Source organism: Vibrio sp. 10N.222.49.A3, from assembly GCF_041475145.1.
GTDB classification, from domain to species: domain Bacteria; phylum Pseudomonadota; class Gammaproteobacteria; order Enterobacterales; family Vibrionaceae; genus Vibrio; species Vibrio tasmaniensis_A.
This window is the reverse complement of record NZ_JBFRVM010000023.1, coordinates 115,130-131,507: the sequence shown is the minus strand read 5'-3', so window position 1 is coordinate 131,507 and position 16,378 is coordinate 115,130. Positions and strand designations below refer to the sequence as shown.

The following is a 16,378-nucleotide window of genomic DNA, read 5'->3' as shown; positions in this document are numbered from 1 at the left end:
CCTTGAAAAACGCCGGTACGGTAAATGTGATTAAAGCAAAGTTAATATAAAACTAGTTAAATAACAGTGCATTATATGACAGTTGTTGGATATTTGATTGTAGTGGTATTTCGTACTCTTCAGGGAGTGATTATTGATAAGAGTTCCATTGCTTATTGTTATCTGTCTCGTCAATGTTATTGAAATTAACATTGATATCTACGTGACGATTAATTTTATGTTATTTATCAAAGCGACTCCTCAAACTGAGAGCGAAGTAATCTTGTGAGTCTTTCGGTTTGATATACTCAGTGTTCATTCGATTAAGATGATGGAGATGATATGTCGAAAACCGCGAAGATCATTAATGAAGATAAATTGCTAAAGAAAGCTCTGGAAGTCGGTTCTAAAATGGCAAAGTTACAAGGCTTTGATTTGCCACACTCATCTCAACCTATAAAAGTTAAGGCTGTGTACTTGTTTCTCGTTGGAGTTAATCAGATCACGCCTTTACCTGAAAGTAAGCTTGATGGCGCGAATATTAAGAAGCGTTTAGCGCTATGGATCCACAAGGCTCTGCCTGATAATGATCCCCTGAAGTAATTCGCGATTAACTCAGTGATTCGAATTTGTTTCTTTTGATTGATTGCCAATTTATGTTTACTTGAAAAACCTAGCTATCTCACGCTAGGTTTTTTTGTTTTAGGTATCTGCGTTTCAATATTAGAGCCTAAGCCATCTCTTTTTAGAGCGTCACTGTTTACCTTATTCAGTATTGGAGTCGTCGATATTTTTGCTGATTCCTATCCTTCCTACTCAGGCACTTGAACGCTGTATTTTATGAATTGCACTAACGATTTCCTTTCGTCTATTCCCTTCAAGACTCTCAAATTTATACCGACCCAATAAATACATTAGAACTCAAAGTATTATTTAATACATATAATACTTACGCAAGTGTGATCTGCGTCGCTAAAATTTGATTTTTAGCGCTAATGTGTTGATCTTTGTGTATGGGAAATGCTCATAATTAAAAGGAATTTAATTAGAGTTCAAAGGAAATGTCTCGGTATGATTACGTCAGCGCCTTGGATATTGTATCCAGAGGTTGTAGAAAAGATGATTGAAAAATGGAATTTTCGTGAGCCAGAAGTTTCGGATGGCAACAACATTTATCAATTAATTTCAGAGTGCCCCCCATTAGATACTAACTCTTCATATTGCAATTTCTTGCAGTCTACTCACTTTAGTAAAACTTGTATTTTAGTGGAGCATGAAGGTGACCTTGCTGGCTTTATTTCTAGTTACCAAAAACCCAGTGAGCCCAATGTTCTCTTTATTTGGCAAGTGGCGGTGGCGCCTAAGTTTAGAGGCAATGCTTTAGCCTACAAGATGCTGAACACCTTACTTAAACGAGAGGGCCTAAAGAGCATTGAAGCGATAGAAACGACTATCACTGAATCAAACCAAGCGTCTTGGGCATTGTTCAAAAAGCTGGACGAAAAAAACGGTAACACCGGGAAAGTGACTACTTTCTTAGATGAAAATCTTCACTTTAACGGGCAGCACGATACCGAATACCTCTATCGAATCCTCCTTAAATAATCAAACACTTATAGGAATTAAATAACGGCATTATCATGGATATTTTTAAAAAGCAGGAATCTAACGTACGTTCATACTCGAATAGTTTTCCAGTCACTTTTAGTAAATCAAAAGGTTGCTGGCTTGAAACGAAACAAGGTGATCGTTACATCGATTTTCTTGCTGGAGCAGGATCTCTCAATTACGGTCACAACAATCCAATACTTAAGCAAGCCTTGCTTGATTACATTGAAATGGACGGGATTACGCACGGCTTAGATATGCATTCAGAAGCCAAAGCTGAATTCTTAGAAGCACTTACTCGCTTAATTCTAGAACCAAGAGATCTCAATTATAAAGTTCAATTTACTGGCCCAACAGGAACCAATGCCGTTGAAGCCGCGATTAAATTGGCTAAAAAAGTGAAAGGCCGAAGCAGCATTGTAGCGTTTACCAATGGTTTTCATGGTTGTACTGCAGGTGCACTGGCTGCTACGGGTAACCAACATCATAGACAAGGCGCGGGCTCAAACCTTAACAACGTTACGCGTTTGCCATTTGAGGGTTACGCTGGCATTGATGGATTAAAATTGTTCGAAACGATGTTAGCTGATAATTCTGCCGGTATGGATAAGCCAGCAGCCGTCTTATTGGAAACGGTTCAAGGTGAAGGTGGATTGAATGTCGCTTCAAATGAGTGGTTACAGCGTTTGAGTAAAATTTGTAAAGCTCACGATATCTTAGTCATTGTCGATGATATCCAAGCGGGTTGTGGTCGAACGGGTACGTTCTTTAGCTTTGAACCTTCAGGTATCAAGCCAGATATAGTCACTCTGTCTAAGTCGATAAGTGGTTATGGCTTACCGATGGCCGTCGTTTTATTAAAGCCTGAATTAGACAAATGGCAGCCGGGAGAACACAACGGCACCTTCCGTGGTAATAACCATGCGTTCGTTACCGCTACGAAAGCGTTAGAAATGTATTGGTCAAATGATGATTTTGAAAATCATATTCAACGTAGCTCAAGCATGGTCGATGATGTCATTCAACGCAATATCAAGCGTTTCCCAGAGCTATTCGTTCAACGCAAGGGACGTGGAATGATGATTGGCATTGAATGTAAAGATGGAAACACGGCTGACGAAATTGCCAAAACGTGTTTTGAAAACGGTATGGTCATTGAAACAGCTGGCCCTAACGATGAAATAGTGAAGTTCTTTTGCCCACTGACGATATCTGAATCGGAACTGATGCAAGGTTTAACCATCTTCGAAGATTCAGTAGAAATTGTAGCAACTAAGTATTTCAAGAAAGTATCGTAATAGGGACAGTAAAATGATTGTTAGAACACTTGATGAATGTCGTAATAGCGAAAGACGTATTGTTTCGGATAATTGGGAAAGTACTCGCATGTTGTTGGAAGATGACAACATGGGTTTTTCATTTCATATCACGACAATTTATGAAGCGACGGAAACACATATTCATTACCAAAACCATTTAGAATCAGTATATTGCATGAGTGGTGAAGGCGAAATTGAAGTGGTTGGTGGTGAGACTTATCCCATCAAACCTGGGACGCTTTATATCCTTGATAAGCACGATGAACACTATTTACGTGCGTATAAAAACAAAGAAATGGTTATGGCGTGTGTATTCAATCCGCCAATTACTGGCGCTGAAGTTCACGATGAAAACGGCGTTTATCCTCTGGTTGATTAACCGACTTTTTCTGGGGTGAAATCTCACCCCAATTTCCATTTATCTAGTCTTTATTGCTTCTCTATAACTAAGGTCTTTTATGACATTTACCGTAGAAAAAATCGGCGGTACATCCATGACAGCATTTGATGCTGTGCTCGACAATATTATTCTCCGCCCGAAAAATCCGTACAATCGAATTTTTGTTGTGTCAGCTTATAGCGGGATGACAGATGCACTTTTGGAGTGCAAAAAAACAGGCAAGCCAGGTGTTTATCAATTGATCGCAATGCGTGATGATTCTTGGGAAGAAGCGTTATCTTACATTGAAAGCCGTATGTTGTTGATCAACGAGCATATTTTTGCAGATCCTATGAATCGTGCGCGTGCTGATAAGTTCATCCGGTCGCGTATTTCAGAAGCGAAGAACTGTATTACAAATATCCTTGAAACGTGTCAATACGGTCAGTTTTCATTGAGGCATTACTTGCCTCAGATCCGCGAGTTTCTCTCTTCAATTGGCGAGTCACATAGTGCGTACAATACGGCTCTTAAATTGAAAAATATTGGTATTAATTCAACCTTTGTTGACCTTTCTGGTTGGGATAACAAGACTCCTCAGAGTTTGGACGATACCATCAGAGACGCTTTTTCAGACATAAATGTGGCTGAAGAGCTACCTATAGTGACGGGTTATGCCTATTGTAAAGAAGGTTTGATGCATACTTATGATCGTGGTTACAGTGAGATGACGTTTAGCCGTATCGCGACTATGACCAAGGCATCACTGGCTATTATTCATAAGGAGTATCACTTTAGTTCGGCCGATCCAAAAGTCGTTGGGGTTAGCTCAGTTAAACCAATTGGAGCGACTAATTATGATGTTGCCGATCAGTTAGCAAACCTTGGTATGGAAGCTATTCATTCTAATGCCGCAGCAGGGTTGCGCGAGAGTGGAATCGAACTACAAATAAAGAACACTTTTGAGCCAGAGCATGAAGGTACACTGATTTCTTCAGATTACCGTCCAGACACCAATCAGATAGAGATTATTGCCGGAAAGCAGAAAGTATATGCATTGCATGTATTTGATCAGGGGATGGTCGGTAAGGCTGATAACGTCAGTTATGAACTAATGGAAATTATCGCGGATGCGAGAGTTAACCTTATCGGAAAAGAGATGAATGCTAACTCTATTACGTATTATCTAGGCGGCAGTTCAGAAAGTTTAAATAAGGTGTTTTATAAGGCAGAGAAGCGATATCCGAAAGCATCTATTTCGGGACGTATGGTCGCTATCATTTCGGCGATCGGGTCTCAAATTGACATCAATAAAACGCTAGCGAATGGCGTATTGGCTTTGATGAGCAATAGTGTTACGCCCATTGCGTTACATTCGTCGATGAGAAACGTGAATGTACAATTTGTTGTGAGCGACGATAAGTATCAAGAGGCCATTTGTGCATTACATGAAGAGTTTTTTGAACAAAAGCAAAAGGTCACATCATCAGTGAATGCTGCTTAAATAAAGAGCGGTGAGCCCATCCCATCGACTAACTGAACGTTTGATCTGTAGGGTTGAGACTGCAAAAAATTTTGTGTAAAGGCCATTTTTATGATGGCCTTTTTCGTACCTGCTCGATGACATATTGTGATTTCAGTCCTTATTTTGTAAAACAAGGTTATGAACTTTAAGGTGCGGCATTTAATGTCGGTGTTGTTGTTATTTCACGCGAATAATTCAGGAGCAAGGTATGAGTACTCATCAAATAAAAAATGTGGTATTTGACGTCGGCAATGTGATTGTACGTTGGTCACCGCTAGAAATTACTCGCCTGACTTTCGGGGAACTTGATGATCTGGAAACCCAAGCGCGTTCAATTTTCCAAAGTACGACTTGGTTGGATTTGAACAAAGGGTTCTTAACCGAAAATGAAGCCAAACTTCGCTACCAACAAGAGTTAGATTTATCTTCATTAGAGTGCGAGCGCCTGTTCTATTACGTTAAGCAAACGCAGATCTTACTGTACGGTTCTATTGACCTCATCAAGCAAGTAAAACGAGCAGGTTATGCTGTGTATGCGTTAACCGATAACGTGGTTGAGATTGTTGAGTACCTAAAAGCCACCTACGAGTTTTGGCCACTGTTTGATGGTGCAACGGTATCGGCAGAGTTGGGCATGCTCAAGCCTCAACCTGAAATTTATCATGCTCTACTGTCCCAACATGGTCTTGAGGCTTCAGATACGGTGTTCATTGATGATATGCCTTGCAACGTAGAAGGGGCGAAAGCTGCAGGTATTACCGGTATCCAGTTTAATGATGTGTTTCAGTGTGAAAGAGAATTGCTTGCACTGGGTATTGATTTGAATCGTTAACGGATTTGATGATTTCGGGTTAACGATTTAACTCTTCTTTTTAAGGGTTTAACAAGATGAAAAAATACTCAGTAAGATCAATGATCACTTTTTTGGTTCTCGCTTTATCTGGATTGGTTCTTATTGTGGCAGCAATGCTGCAGATGCAAGGTGAAGAACCCTGTCACAATTGCTATGAATCAGATAAAGGGCAGTTTAAGTATGTCCTTTACGATGGAACCTCACCTTCGATAATTCCAAGTATTCACAACGAGCTATTGCTCAAACAGGCTCCTTTGATGAAAAGCTTCGGCCTTGATTCAATACCGGTCATAACGGTGAGAGTATGGCGAAACCAAAAAGCCTATTTGGATGAGCAGGAGCGGAGCATAGGGTATCGATATGCTTTCTTGACCCTAAAAGCAATGAAATTAGGCTGCTCTATTTTGGTGGTGAGATCCATAAAACCGCACTGCATGAGTTCGTACATTTACTGACTTTGCAAGTGAATCCGAACTTTGCGAATAATCCGCGTTGGTTCTGGGAAGCTATCGCTATCTACAAATCTGAAGATTATTGGTTTCACGTCAATAACAGGACTGCCATCAGTCGCCGTTTCGATGGGCTAGTTCAGGATTTATACCATAAGCCGAACAGTAGCTCAGCTGTTTATGAGCTTGGCTATACGGTCGGTGAGTTTATTGAACGTTCATGGGGGGAGGAGGCGTTTGTTGATCTCATTAAAAGCAATGGTGATCCATCACAACTTACAGAGCAACCAATAGAATCGCTGTTTTCTGATTGGGAAAAGTTCGTCAAAACCACGTACTTGAGTAGCCCGAAAAGTGAGTATGAAAAGGCCATGGAACGAAATCCATTCGATAGAAGAGACACGTCTAACTAATCAAAAAAAAGGTGATATGTACATCGCCTCTTTTTCTATTCGTTGTTCTAAGTAGCTTTATTCTACTGGTGAGCTCTATTCTTCTACTTAGCTTTATTGTTCAGTATTCAAATATCTAATCAATTTTGCAGGTGTGCCGCCGTATAGGCAATCTGGTGGTACATCGCTGTTGACCACAGAGTTAGCTGCAATCACTGAACGAGCCCCAATAGTCACGCCTTGGTTGATCACTGAATTACCGCCAACCCACACATCATCTTCGATTGTTATTGGTAAACAGAAGGTTTCCCATTTACGGCGGCTACGATAATCAAGGGAGTGTGATGGCGTATAGAATTGGGCACTTGGTCCAATTAAAACATTGTTACCGATCTTGATGTTCGCACCATCTAGCATTACTGCGTTCATATTAATGAAGGTGTCGTCGCCAATCTCTATGGTTTTGCCAAACTCACAATGAAAAGGGGGCTGGATTAAGCTGCTATTACCAACCTTACCAAATAGCTGCTCTTGCAATGTGTGTTGCTGGGCTGGATCTTGGTAGTTGTTGAAAGCCATTAGCGACTTTCTGGCATTGGCACGCATGGTATCAATTTCTTGATCTGCACCATCATACACTTGTCCAGATAGCATTTTTTCTAGTTCAGTTTTATTGTTTTTATTACTCATGCTTATCCACTTTACGAGAGTCTCGGTTTAATACTAATCGTAGTAAATAACTGGTCATCCTAGCTGGTTAAAACGCTCAATAACTGCGTTAGAAATTTTGATTGTAGAATAACTACTTATCGAAAATTTCTGCCTTGTTCTTAAGCCTTTTTCCTGCGCTATTTATGATCACTTACTTACTGTGATTGGTATAAATGACGAATACAGCAAGATTAGCGATTTTCAGGCATAAAAAAAGAGAAAAGCGTCAGCCTTTCTCTTCCTGTTTTGTGCTTTAAGCACTAATGCTAAGTGAGCCCTGCTATTCAGCAAAAGGCGCGCTTTGCCAAATTAGATTTGCTCAACGAAACCCATTAGGTGCTGTTTCACTTCGTCTGAAGCAAAAGCGCTGTCGACTGAGTATTTGTAGATTTCTACGTAGTCTTCTTTTGTTAGGCCGAATGTTTCACACACACGCTTCACTTCGTTGGTCATGGTTGTGTTCGACACAGTACGGTTGTCTGTGTTGATCGTAACAACGATGCCGTCTTTCTTGAATTCAGCAATTGGGTGGTCGCTGAATTTGTGAATACATTTAGTTTGAACGTTACTTGTTGGGCAAGTTTCAAGCGCAACTTGCTTCTCTTTAACGATGTTGTATGCGTCTTCGTTACCTTGGATGTGAACACCGTGGCCGATGCGTTCAGCGTCAAGCATTGTCACTGCATCGTAAACGTTTTGACCATGCCATTGCTCGCCAGCGTGCACGGTAATGCGGTAGCCTTTTTCAAGAGCGTATTGTGTGTATTCAGGGAATTCAGCACAGAAGCTTGGCTTTTCGCCGCCTGCGATATCAAACGCCACAACACCTTTACCTAGGTAGGGTTGGCCTGCGTCGATTACGTCTTTGATCGAATCTTTAGGGAACATACGAAGCACAGACATGATGTAGTTGCCTCTGATGTCGTATTTCTCTTCAGCACGCTTCATGCCTTTTACTGCACTTGCAATGATCGTATCAAGAGACAGGCCTTTGTTTACGTGCAGGATTGGCGCAAAACGAACTTCTAGGTATTTAACGTTCTCTAGTGCAGCGTCTTCGTAAAGCTCAAAAGAGATACGTTCAATTGCTTCTTCAGTCTGCATTACTTGTAGTGGCAGGCTGAAACAAGCCAGGTACTCATCTAGGTTTTTGCAATCTTCTGGCACAGTTAGAGATTGAACAACCGCGTCGCGATCTTCAGGTAGTTCGATATTGTACTGTTTTGCTAGGTCAATAATCGTATCTGGGCGAACACTTCCGTCTAGGTGGCAGTGTAAATCAATCTTTGGTAGTGCTAGAAAATCCATGAGTATTCCTTAATTCTATTATTCTTTGAGTGTTTTAACTCACATGCGCTAAATTTACCAAGACAATGATATGATTTAAAGTGACAATTAATCATCATTAACCTGAATTTAGGGAATATCATGGTAGATGTTAAAAGCTTACTTAAATGCGATATGAATTTGCTGCTTTGCTTGCACGTTCTGATTGAAGAACGAAGTGTGAGCAAAGCGGCTGATCGACTCTTTTTGAGCCAGTCTGCGGTAAGTAAACAGCTCACTAAGCTCAGAGCTTTGTTTGATGATCCGCTGTTTGAGCGTGAATCAAAGGGTCTATTCCCAACACCCAAAGCACTCGCGTTAGCGCCTAAGATCCACCAAATTCTACTGCAGATCGAAAAGCTGACTGTTCCCGAAGTTTTCGACCCTAAAGACAGTGAGCGTACCTTTACTATAGACCTTGTCGAAACCGCGTACACGGCGATTTACCCGCATTTTATGCCTACGGCACTTGCAGATGCGCCTCACATCACCATCAACAGTTCAACGTGGAGCAGTGACAGCTTCAAGCGCTTACTGAAACGTGAAGTGGATTTTGGTATCGGTATCTTTGAGCTAGATGAGCGCGCTTCTACCCACGTGCAGTGTATCCCTGACGAGTTGGATTACGTGGAACTGTGCTTGGATTACTCGGTGTGTTTGATGCGAAATGACCACCCAGCCTTGCTGGAAGAGTGGAACCTCGACACTTTCTTGAAGTATCGACACATACAGTTGGTGACGGGTGGAGCGGGTGACTGGTTATTGATGGAAGTGCTTAACTCAAAGCAGCTTGAAATCAACAAAGCCGCTAATGTTTCAGACATCACCAGTGCCATTAAGCTGTGTAAGCAGAGTGATTTACTTATGTGTTACCCATACAACTCGGTACGCGATTACATTGATAGCGGAGAGTTGGTGATGAAGGCTGTTCCGGTCGATTTGGTACCGGGAGGTTTGTTCCTATTGTGGCATAAATACTTCGATTCAGAACCGAGCCACAAATGGTTGCGCGATCTGATCGTCAATAAGACCCAAGACACTCAGATGTGAGTCATTAACTGAAGTATTCAAAGAAGTGAAAGGTTTTTCGCTTTTTTTTCGTCTTTTTAGAATGGGCATCGTCTTAGTAGAGCGCTTAATTCCAGTTAATAGTGAGAGACTAAAATGAATCCAATGCTCACGTCATTGATTCCGCAACAAATTATTGAAGACGCGTGTGAGTGGGCGATCATGCACGGTGTTGCGTTTCGCCAGTCAGATAATACCGCTAGGCATTGTCCTTTCAGCATTGCTCCTATGACTATGGATCGTGAGGTGTATGAACACTTGCTGAAGGTAACACCGCTGATCACCAAGTTAATCAGCAATGTTTCCGAAGATCATGAATTCTTGAAGTCATCACTGAGTGATATGGCCAAAGCTGATCCGTTTTTTGGCCGCTTGATGGAGTTGCATCAACAAGCGCATGGCAGTGCGGATGAACGCTTGAATCCTGCTCGCCAACCGTTGTTATTAATGCGTACTGACTTCATGGACGATCGCCAACATGGCGCGAAAGTGATCGAGTTTAATGGCATTGCTGCAGGTATGGCTCCGTTTGGGCAAAAGGCCACAGAGTTCCATGATTACATGCAAAATCAATGGCCTGAGACTTATCAGAGCTGGCTTGAAGATAAATCTGCAACTCCTGCTGAAAACCAAGGCTTAACGCAGTTGGCTTATGGTATTGCGACTTCAGCAAGAAAAGTGCGAGCTGACTTTAATGATTCAGATAAGCCAACATTCTTGATGGTAGTACAAAAGAATGAAGACAATGTTTGCGACCAACACCTACTCGAAATTGAACTGCAAAAGCAGGGTGTACGTACGGTTCGTCGCACTTTTGAACAACTGAGCTGTCAGCTTTCATCGGGTGATGACCAACGTTTGTTATTGCAAGATGTCGGCGCTGTCGATGTGGTCTACCTAAGAGCTGGCTATCAGTATTCAGACTACTGGGCACCAGAACTCAACGAATCGGTTTGTTGTCATACACTAAGCCAAACGCGCGTGTTTATGGAGCAACACCATGTCGCAATGAACGCGACCATAAGCCAACAATTAGCGACCAGTAAAACCATGCAAATGCTGCTGACCATGATGCCTGCGTCAGAATACGCACGCTGGGGTTTAACGTTAGAAGAAGCAGAACTGGTGAAAAGTGTCTTGGCTGATATGAAGCCAATTAATACCGATACTATCGAGTGGTTCAATAGCGTGGCGATTAAACAAGAGTGGGTGTTAAAAAACCAAGGCGAGGGCGGTGGCCATTGTGTCTTTGGTGACGACATTAGCGAACAACTGAGCCAACTTAAGCCAGAAGAGTACGATGCATGGGCATTGATGCAGCGCTTGTATCCACACGAACGCGACGTACCAACCATTGCAGTGCGTGACACTCAACAAATGCTGGTGACAGACTTAGTCAGCGAGGTCGGCCTATTCACCGCTTACTACCAAGGGAAGCCAGTGACCGAACTGGACGGCTACGCGGGCTACTTGATCCGCAGTAAACCAGCCAGCGAAAACGAAGGCGGGATCCACAGCGGCAAAGGCATTCTAGATTCGTTGGTGTTGATTGATTAGTTACAAATGGTTAATCCACAACTGATCGAGTTCGCACCAACCGAAACCATTGACTTGCGCGCTGTGTATCTTTTCAGAAATTTCCAAATTGAACACCTCTTGCTTGAGCTCAATTACAACCCCAGAGTCATGCAACCAATGCCGAAGCACCAACAGTGCATTCATTGCTAACTCAAAGTTTGGCTGGCTTTTTATTGAGGCTAAGCCTTGTTCGATTGTCTCTAGCATCTCAGTAGACAGCGCTAAGTCATCAAAGGGGAAGCGAGTGAAAAAGCTTAACCACGCAGTGAAGGTGTCGTTCTCATCAATAATACTGCATAGCGCGACGTCTTTGGTAGTTAGGTAGTGGCCATGTTCCACGTTGGTTTTGTGGTCGCCAGACACTGACAACTGATCGAAAAGGGCTTGGCATTCAGAGGTGTCTTCTACAGTAAATTCACGAAGTGACTTAGTTAATGCTGGGTTTTGAATCTTGAAAAACGTTGAGCCAAAATCCTGTTGAGGTGTATGGTCATCGCCACGCACGTTGGTGGTCTTTTCGGGCAGTTTCACGCACACCTGATTTTGAGCGCAAGCTTTACTCTGTGCCCATTCTGGATAGACCCACAATTCGACTCGGTTGAGAATCGGAGTGCTGTGTGAATACGCGCTATTACGGCTTAATCTCAACATCTTGCTCGAGAATATGTTTAATGAGAACGCGCCAGAACCAATCAACCTATCAGTCGGTGATGAGGGATTAAATACGGAGGCTTCAACTCTGGAAAGTAAGCGCGGTAAATGCCAATCAGGTTGATTCAATTTTACGACAACCACATTACCTGCCGAGGCAGAGACCTCATCAATATGCTGATAACAGCGACGCCATATTTTGCTTTGGCAGAGTGAGTTAAGGTTGCGCGCTATGTCTTGAGGTTCGAGAGTTCTTTCGTTATGAAACTGAACACCATTACGAATCTGAAAGTGCCACAGTGTCGCATCTTCATTAGGCTGCCAATGATAAGCCAAATCGCCGCTGAGTTGACCATGCTTAACTGAGGTTAGGCGTTGGCAAATTTGCATCACTAAAAAACGCTCGGTACGTCTAAGTACTCGTTGAGGGTGAAGAGCCTCTAGCTCTCGGTGAAAAGGGATATACGCGATATTTTGCGCCGACGGATTGGTGCTGCTTAGAAAGGCTTGCAACTCAGCGCCAGCATTGCGGCCGTTGAAGCTTAAGGTGCTAAACACCTGTTCTATGTTGCCTGCGTCAGCTTGGGCTTGTGCGTATTGGTAACACGCCTCAATGGGTTCAACCAGACACGTGAGTTGTGCCTTCTTGCTGCGACCTGAGCTGGCTTGCCACTTAATCCAACTTTGCGCTGTCATCGCTTTGAGTAAGGTCTGAACGTGACGTTCACTCACGTGCAGCAGTGTGGCCAGTTGGTTGACCTGACAGTGTGATACTCCAGGCCCAAAAGCCTGAAATATCTTTTCATACAGTTCAAGCTTGCGCTTAAGGTTGCCCAATTTGCTTTTCCTAACGACGAGGTTGAGTTAAATGTGGATAGCCAGAGTCAATGAGTGCTTTTTCCATCGTATCGAGAACTCGAGAGGTTATCTCTGAGCTTAGGATATCCGACTCAGTTTTGCCTTGAAGCACCAAGTCTGAAAAATGGTCGATTTCAAATTCGAATCCATTTCCCGTAACTCGGTTATTGATGGTCGACTTCTGCCCTTGATGTTCAATCTCAATAAAGGCCGGATTCCACCATTTTTCGTGAATGGTGATCTTAGTGTCGGGCCCAGTCAAGTGTGCTGATCGGGGAAGGTTTTGCACTGTTGATGCCGATATCTTACCGTTCATATCACCAGAGAAGGTAAAGCACGCATCGGTATCAACATTTGCCCCCTCATAAAGACACGACATCTTTACCTGAGGTTTTGAAGGGTTCACACCCAACGCTCGACATAGGTCGTAGAAGAACCAAAGCCCATAGACCCCAACATCGAGTGTTGCTCCGCCTGACAAATCCGGATTGAAGATAAACAAATCGGGCTCATAGTCGTGATGGTTACCAAAGCTGGCTTCGATTGAATCTATTTGAATGTGGTTATCGACCAAGAATGATTGGAGCTCACGATACGCGGGAAACACCACGGTTTTCATCGCTTCTAACAGCATCACGCCATTTTGTTTCGCAAGGGCTTTCATCTCAAGCCAGTCAGCAAGGTTGGTAAAAGCCGGCTTCTCGACCAATATGTGCTTATTGTTCTTTAGAAACAGTTCGGCGAGTGGCTGGTGGTATGGGTGAACGGTGGCGATGTAAACCGCTTCTACTGCTGGGTCATTCGCCATCTCTTCATAAGAACCATAAGCCTTGTCGCAACCAAACTTGTTGGCGAATGTGGCTGCGCGTGTATGGTCTCTCGCGGCAACCGCATAAAGCTCACCATGCAGACAGTGCTCTGTGACTGCAGTCGCGAATCGATTGGCGATATTGCCTAGCCCTGCGATGCCCCATTTAATTTTGCGTTGCGTGTCGCTCATCAGTTGCTCCAAATCGTTGTTTTGTCTCAGTGTACTCAGAGACGCCACATACAAATAGAGAACAGATTTCTCAACCTGTTCTCTATTTATTTTATTCTAGTTGAAGCTCGGGATCAGCTCTGTGTGGAGCGTTTCCAATCGGCTAGTGCTTGAATGTGTTTTGGTCCAATACCGCAGCAACCACCGATAATATTCGCTCCCAGCGCGTGCCAGCGTTTTGCGTAAACTAAATAACCTTGGCCATCCAGTTCACGTATCTCTTGAAGCATATCATTAGCTTCATGTTCGCTACTGATCGGTGCAAAGTTATTGGCGTAGACACCAATTTCTAAATCACTACCTAGCTCACCAATCACTTTCTTAGCATCGATAATGGCTTGATCCATCACTTCAGGCACTGAGCAGTTAAACATTATGCCTGTCGCGTTTGATTGGCAGGCCAGTTTGATGGCGTCTGTTACGCTTTCGCCAGAACGAATATTGCCACAATCGCCCTTGGTGTCTTCTAAGCTAAAGGCGTAATAACACGGTTTATCTGACTGCTTAAGAACCGCATGAATGGATTCGAACTCTTGCAGGCTACAGATGGTTTCTGCTATCCAAAGGTCGATGTTCGGGTCTTGGGCATCGTAAAGCGTTTGAATGATTGGCGCCGCTTCTTCGACCTTAAATAAGTCTGGTCGGTAGCTGCCAAATGGCGGTGGAATCGCGCCCGCAACTTTCACTGTTTGACAAGCCTTGTCAGCAACTGCTTTAGCCAGCTCACCAGACAGCGCGGCTAGTTCAAAGCCTCGTTGTTCGAACAGCTCTGTACCCAAGTGAAAAGGCACACAGGCGTAGCTATTGGTGATCAGGATTTCAGCACCTGCATCGACAAAATTTTGATGCGCTTGGCTGACAAAATCGGGTGCTTCAATCAGCGCTTGAGCACTCCAAAGCGGTTGAGAAAATGGCGCGCCAATTTCTTTCAGTTCTCGGCCCATGCCGCCATCAAGTATGGTCAGTGTTTTCATATTCAATACTATCTAAACAATTGCTGAAGTTCTGCCGCCACCATATCAGACAACCTTGCCAGACAGAAGCTATCAAGACTGTGTGTTATCGAGAAAAGGTGTCGGACTGTCAGGGAGATACACGGCATAATTTAGATCGCTCTTTGACAATAATGTGCACCATCACACGCATCAATATCTATACGTATGAGTGGCATATTTGCTATTTTAGTCAGCAGTTTAGAGCGAGTTACCGACTTATGAAGTAAGACTTTACCATTTTGGTCTATGGCATGAAGGCTAAAGTGGTTCTTAGCTCGGTCGATACTGCAGAAATAAGAATAATCAGACAGGGTTCCTCCGATGCATTTAAGTACCACATCAGTGTGGCAGATCCTCGGTAGGGGGAATTCATGTCATTCGTTATAGCGACGATTGAGAGCCCTAACACAAATATATTAGGGCGTCAGAGGTCGGTTAGTCTATCGGGTACGCATCTTCATAATGGTCGTCACAAACAGGGTGATCTTGGACGTAACTAGTAGCTGGATTTTCACAAAATTCGCATTCAGCACCTTTAGGTGGTCTAGTTTCATCACAATATACACAATAGCCATCTTCTTCTGGATATTCGGTACCGCAGTCATCACATGTAATATAGTTATCTTCTGACATATCGCCTCCATCAATAGTGTAAGTCAGAGCTATGGTTTATCATAAATACACCTAATATAAAAGAGGCTTAATCTATTGATAATTAGCTTTATTATTGGTTTGGTATGGCTGTCGGAAAATCGCTATAACAAATAAGGATTAAGGTGTTGCGCAGCGCAGCCAACACTAAATCCCAAGTGTTGAACAAGCCCGAAGCCACTTTATTAAGTAAATTGTACGATTGGGTTTTGGATATATGCTTATCTCATCGCCATGCCAGAACGTCAAATACTAGGTCACTACAATCTGCAGAGGAAAGTGCATTGAAGTTAACGAATAAACTCGTACGTTACCCGCACATTGATGTTGATCGTGCGTTTAAAAAAGAAGATGAGTTATTGCAGCAAATACAGGCCGGTGAGATTGGACAAGCCTTAATGCTCTGGCAAGCAAAAACACCGACACTCGTTTTGCCTGCAGGTAAAAAGTGGCCAGTGACGTTAGAGTCTAGAAAGCAACTTGCGGCACAAGGCTGGCAACTCACCTCGCGAAAAACAGGTGGCGCTCCCGTTCCCCAACTGCCGGGGATCATTAACCTATCGCACATTTACCATTGGCCTCGCGATGAAGCCTACAACATCCAAAAAGCGTATCGACATTTATGCGATATCTTAACCCTGTTTTTTAAAGAACTGGGTATCGATGTGGAGGTACACGCAACCCCCGGTTCTTATTGTGATGGTGACTACAACCTCAATATCAATAAACAAAAAATAGTGGGCACTGCTCAGCGTGTATTGCTTAAACAAGGAGGCGGTCAAATTGTACTTTCGCAAGCCTGTATCTTGTTGGGTGTCGACCTAGAGAACATCGTTGCGCCTGTGAATTTTTATAATCAAATTTGCGATAACCCAACCGTGGTGGATGCGCAGGTTCATACTCCGTTGTCCGCGCATTTGACACACCTACCCAACGTAGACTCACTCTTTCAGGAGTTAAGCCAAGCTTTTATCAAGTATGCGTAATGTCTTCCTTT

The 16,378-nt window shown here is 43.2% G+C and carries 17 protein-coding genes and 1 pseudogene; 11 read left to right on the top strand and 7 right to left on the bottom strand.

From position 1 onward, the window contains the following. Positions 1 to 321: 321 nt before the first annotated feature. The 8 genes from AB4589_RS04540 to AB4589_RS04505 all read left to right on the top strand — a co-directional run bounded on the left by AB4589_RS04540 (position 322) and on the right by AB4589_RS04505 (position 6,525). Positions 322 to 582, top strand: coding sequence for a DUF5062 family protein (locus AB4589_RS04540; RefSeq protein WP_009845972.1), 261 nt, complete (start codon positions 322 to 324; stop codon positions 580 to 582). A 468-nt stretch (positions 583 to 1,050) separates the two neighbouring features. Then, the gene (gene ectA / locus AB4589_RS04535) at positions 1,051 to 1,584 is read left to right on the top strand and encodes a diaminobutyrate acetyltransferase (RefSeq protein ID WP_009845971.1); all 534 of its coding nucleotides are present in this window, start codon (positions 1,051 to 1,053) and stop codon (positions 1,582 to 1,584) included. 35 nt (positions 1,585 to 1,619) lie between these two features. Next, positions 1,620 to 2,885, top strand: coding sequence for a diaminobutyrate--2-oxoglutarate transaminase (gene ectB, locus AB4589_RS04530; RefSeq protein ID WP_009845970.1), 1,266 nt, complete (start codon positions 1,620 to 1,622; stop codon positions 2,883 to 2,885). A gap of 13 nt (positions 2,886 to 2,898) precedes the next feature. Beyond that, the gene (locus AB4589_RS04525; RefSeq protein WP_372099527.1) at positions 2,899 to 3,285 is read left to right on the top strand and encodes an ectoine synthase; all 387 of its coding nucleotides are present in this window, start codon (positions 2,899 to 2,901) and stop codon (positions 3,283 to 3,285) included. A gap of 79 nt (positions 3,286 to 3,364) precedes the next feature. Next, positions 3,365 to 4,789 (top strand): aspartate kinase, encoded by a 1,425-nt coding sequence (locus tag AB4589_RS04520; RefSeq protein WP_371709845.1) that lies wholly within the window; start codon positions 3,365 to 3,367, stop codon positions 4,787 to 4,789. A 229-nt stretch (positions 4,790 to 5,018) separates the two neighbouring features. Then, on the top strand, positions 5,019 to 5,642 hold the full coding sequence (locus AB4589_RS04515; protein WP_371709846.1) for an HAD family hydrolase: 624 nt from the start codon (positions 5,019 to 5,021) through the stop codon (positions 5,640 to 5,642). Positions 5,643 to 5,698: 56 nt separating this feature from the next. Next, positions 5,699 to 6,118, top strand: coding sequence for a hypothetical protein (locus AB4589_RS04510; RefSeq protein ID WP_372099526.1), 420 nt, complete (start codon positions 5,699 to 5,701; stop codon positions 6,116 to 6,118). 8 nt (positions 6,119 to 6,126) lie between these two features. Then, on the top strand, positions 6,127 to 6,525 hold the full coding sequence (locus AB4589_RS04505; RefSeq protein ID WP_372099524.1) for a hypothetical protein: 399 nt from the start codon (positions 6,127 to 6,129) through the stop codon (positions 6,523 to 6,525). Positions 6,526 to 6,618: 93 nt separating this feature from the next. Here AB4589_RS04505 and AB4589_RS04500 read toward each other — a convergent pair whose 3' ends face one another. Both AB4589_RS04500 and add read right to left on the bottom strand, forming a co-directional pair. Further along, positions 6,619 to 7,194: a sugar O-acetyltransferase gene (locus AB4589_RS04500; protein WP_135442169.1), complete on the bottom strand. Its 576-nt coding sequence runs from the start codon at positions 7,192 to 7,194 to the stop codon at positions 6,619 to 6,621. 330 nt (positions 7,195 to 7,524) lie between these two features. Further along, a complete protein-coding gene (gene add, locus AB4589_RS04495; protein WP_371709847.1) occupies positions 7,525 to 8,523 on the bottom strand; it encodes an adenosine deaminase in 999 nt (332 codons plus the stop codon). A 120-nt stretch (positions 8,524 to 8,643) separates the two neighbouring features. Here add and AB4589_RS04490 point away from each other — a divergent pair, with 120 nt between their 5' ends. Both AB4589_RS04490 and AB4589_RS04485 read left to right on the top strand, forming a co-directional pair. Next, positions 8,644 to 9,591, top strand: coding sequence for a LysR substrate-binding domain-containing protein (locus AB4589_RS04490; protein WP_372099521.1), 948 nt, complete (start codon positions 8,644 to 8,646; stop codon positions 9,589 to 9,591). A 123-nt stretch (positions 9,592 to 9,714) separates the two neighbouring features. After that, a complete protein-coding gene (locus tag AB4589_RS04485; protein WP_372099539.1) occupies positions 9,715 to 11,166 on the top strand; it encodes a glutathione synthase in 1,452 nt (483 codons plus the stop codon). Here AB4589_RS04485 and AB4589_RS04480 read toward each other — a convergent pair whose 3' ends face one another. The 5 genes and pseudogenes from AB4589_RS04480 to AB4589_RS04460 all read right to left on the bottom strand — a co-directional run bounded on the left by AB4589_RS04480 (position 11,167) and on the right by AB4589_RS04460 (position 15,363). After that, on the bottom strand, positions 11,167 to 12,675 hold the full coding sequence (locus AB4589_RS04480) for an SgrR family transcriptional regulator (RefSeq protein WP_372099519.1): 1,509 nt from the start codon (positions 12,673 to 12,675) through the stop codon (positions 11,167 to 11,169). Positions 12,676 to 12,685: 10 nt separating this feature from the next. Next, the gene (locus tag AB4589_RS04475; RefSeq protein ID WP_371709850.1) at positions 12,686 to 13,696 is read right to left on the bottom strand and encodes a Gfo/Idh/MocA family protein; all 1,011 of its coding nucleotides are present in this window, start codon (positions 13,694 to 13,696) and stop codon (positions 12,686 to 12,688) included. Positions 13,697 to 13,809: 113 nt separating this feature from the next. Next, positions 13,810 to 14,709: a homocysteine S-methyltransferase family protein gene (locus tag AB4589_RS04470; protein ID WP_371709851.1), complete on the bottom strand. Its 900-nt coding sequence runs from the start codon at positions 14,707 to 14,709 to the stop codon at positions 13,810 to 13,812. Positions 14,710 to 14,843: 134 nt separating this feature from the next. Continuing rightward, positions 14,844 to 15,041 (bottom strand): annotated as a pseudogene (locus tag AB4589_RS04465) (IS110 family transposase); the annotation flags it as partial. 124 nt (positions 15,042 to 15,165) lie between these two features. Continuing rightward, positions 15,166 to 15,363 (bottom strand): hypothetical protein, encoded by a 198-nt coding sequence (locus tag AB4589_RS04460; protein ID WP_102248951.1) that lies wholly within the window; start codon positions 15,361 to 15,363, stop codon positions 15,166 to 15,168. Between the two features lie 302 nt (positions 15,364 to 15,665). Here AB4589_RS04460 and AB4589_RS04455 point away from each other — a divergent pair, with 302 nt between their 5' ends. Next, the gene (locus AB4589_RS04455) at positions 15,666 to 16,367 is read left to right on the top strand and encodes a biotin/lipoate A/B protein ligase family protein (RefSeq protein WP_371709852.1); all 702 of its coding nucleotides are present in this window, start codon (positions 15,666 to 15,668) and stop codon (positions 16,365 to 16,367) included. Positions 16,368 to 16,378: the final 11 nt, after the last annotated feature.

What these genes read in the sequence shown, in the direction of transcription:
- AB4589_RS04540 (WP_009845972.1), top strand. Translation starts at nt 322, where the DNA reads ATGTCGAAAACCGCGAAGATCATTAATGAAGATAAATTGCTAAAGAAA.
- ectA (WP_009845971.1), top strand. Translation starts at nt 1,051, where the DNA reads ATGATTACGTCAGCGCCTTGGATATTGTATCCAGAGGTTGTAGAAAAG.
- ectB (WP_009845970.1), top strand. Translation starts at nt 1,620, where the DNA reads ATGGATATTTTTAAAAAGCAGGAATCTAACGTACGTTCATACTCGAAT.
- AB4589_RS04525 (WP_372099527.1), top strand. Translation starts at nt 2,899, where the DNA reads ATGATTGTTAGAACACTTGATGAATGTCGTAATAGCGAAAGACGTATT.
- AB4589_RS04520 (WP_371709845.1), top strand. Translation starts at nt 3,365, where the DNA reads ATGACATTTACCGTAGAAAAAATCGGCGGTACATCCATGACAGCATTT.
- AB4589_RS04515 (WP_371709846.1), top strand. Translation starts at nt 5,019, where the DNA reads ATGAGTACTCATCAAATAAAAAATGTGGTATTTGACGTCGGCAATGTG.
- AB4589_RS04510 (WP_372099526.1), top strand. Translation starts at nt 5,699, where the DNA reads ATGAAAAAATACTCAGTAAGATCAATGATCACTTTTTTGGTTCTCGCT.
- AB4589_RS04500 (WP_135442169.1), bottom strand. Translation starts at nt 7,194, where the DNA reads ATGAGTAATAAAAACAATAAAACTGAACTAGAAAAAATGCTATCTGGA.
- add (WP_371709847.1), bottom strand. Translation starts at nt 8,523, where the DNA reads ATGGATTTTCTAGCACTACCAAAGATTGATTTACACTGCCACCTAGAC.
- AB4589_RS04490 (WP_372099521.1), top strand. Translation starts at nt 8,644, where the DNA reads ATGGTAGATGTTAAAAGCTTACTTAAATGCGATATGAATTTGCTGCTT.
- AB4589_RS04485 (WP_372099539.1), top strand. Translation starts at nt 9,715, where the DNA reads ATGCTCACGTCATTGATTCCGCAACAAATTATTGAAGACGCGTGTGAG.
- AB4589_RS04475 (WP_371709850.1), bottom strand. Translation starts at nt 13,696, where the DNA reads ATGAGCGACACGCAACGCAAAATTAAATGGGGCATCGCAGGGCTAGGC.
- AB4589_RS04470 (WP_371709851.1), bottom strand. Translation starts at nt 14,709, where the DNA reads ATGAAAACACTGACCATACTTGATGGCGGCATGGGCCGAGAACTGAAA.
- AB4589_RS04460 (WP_102248951.1), bottom strand. Translation starts at nt 15,363, where the DNA reads ATGTCAGAAGATAACTATATTACATGTGATGACTGCGGTACCGAATAT.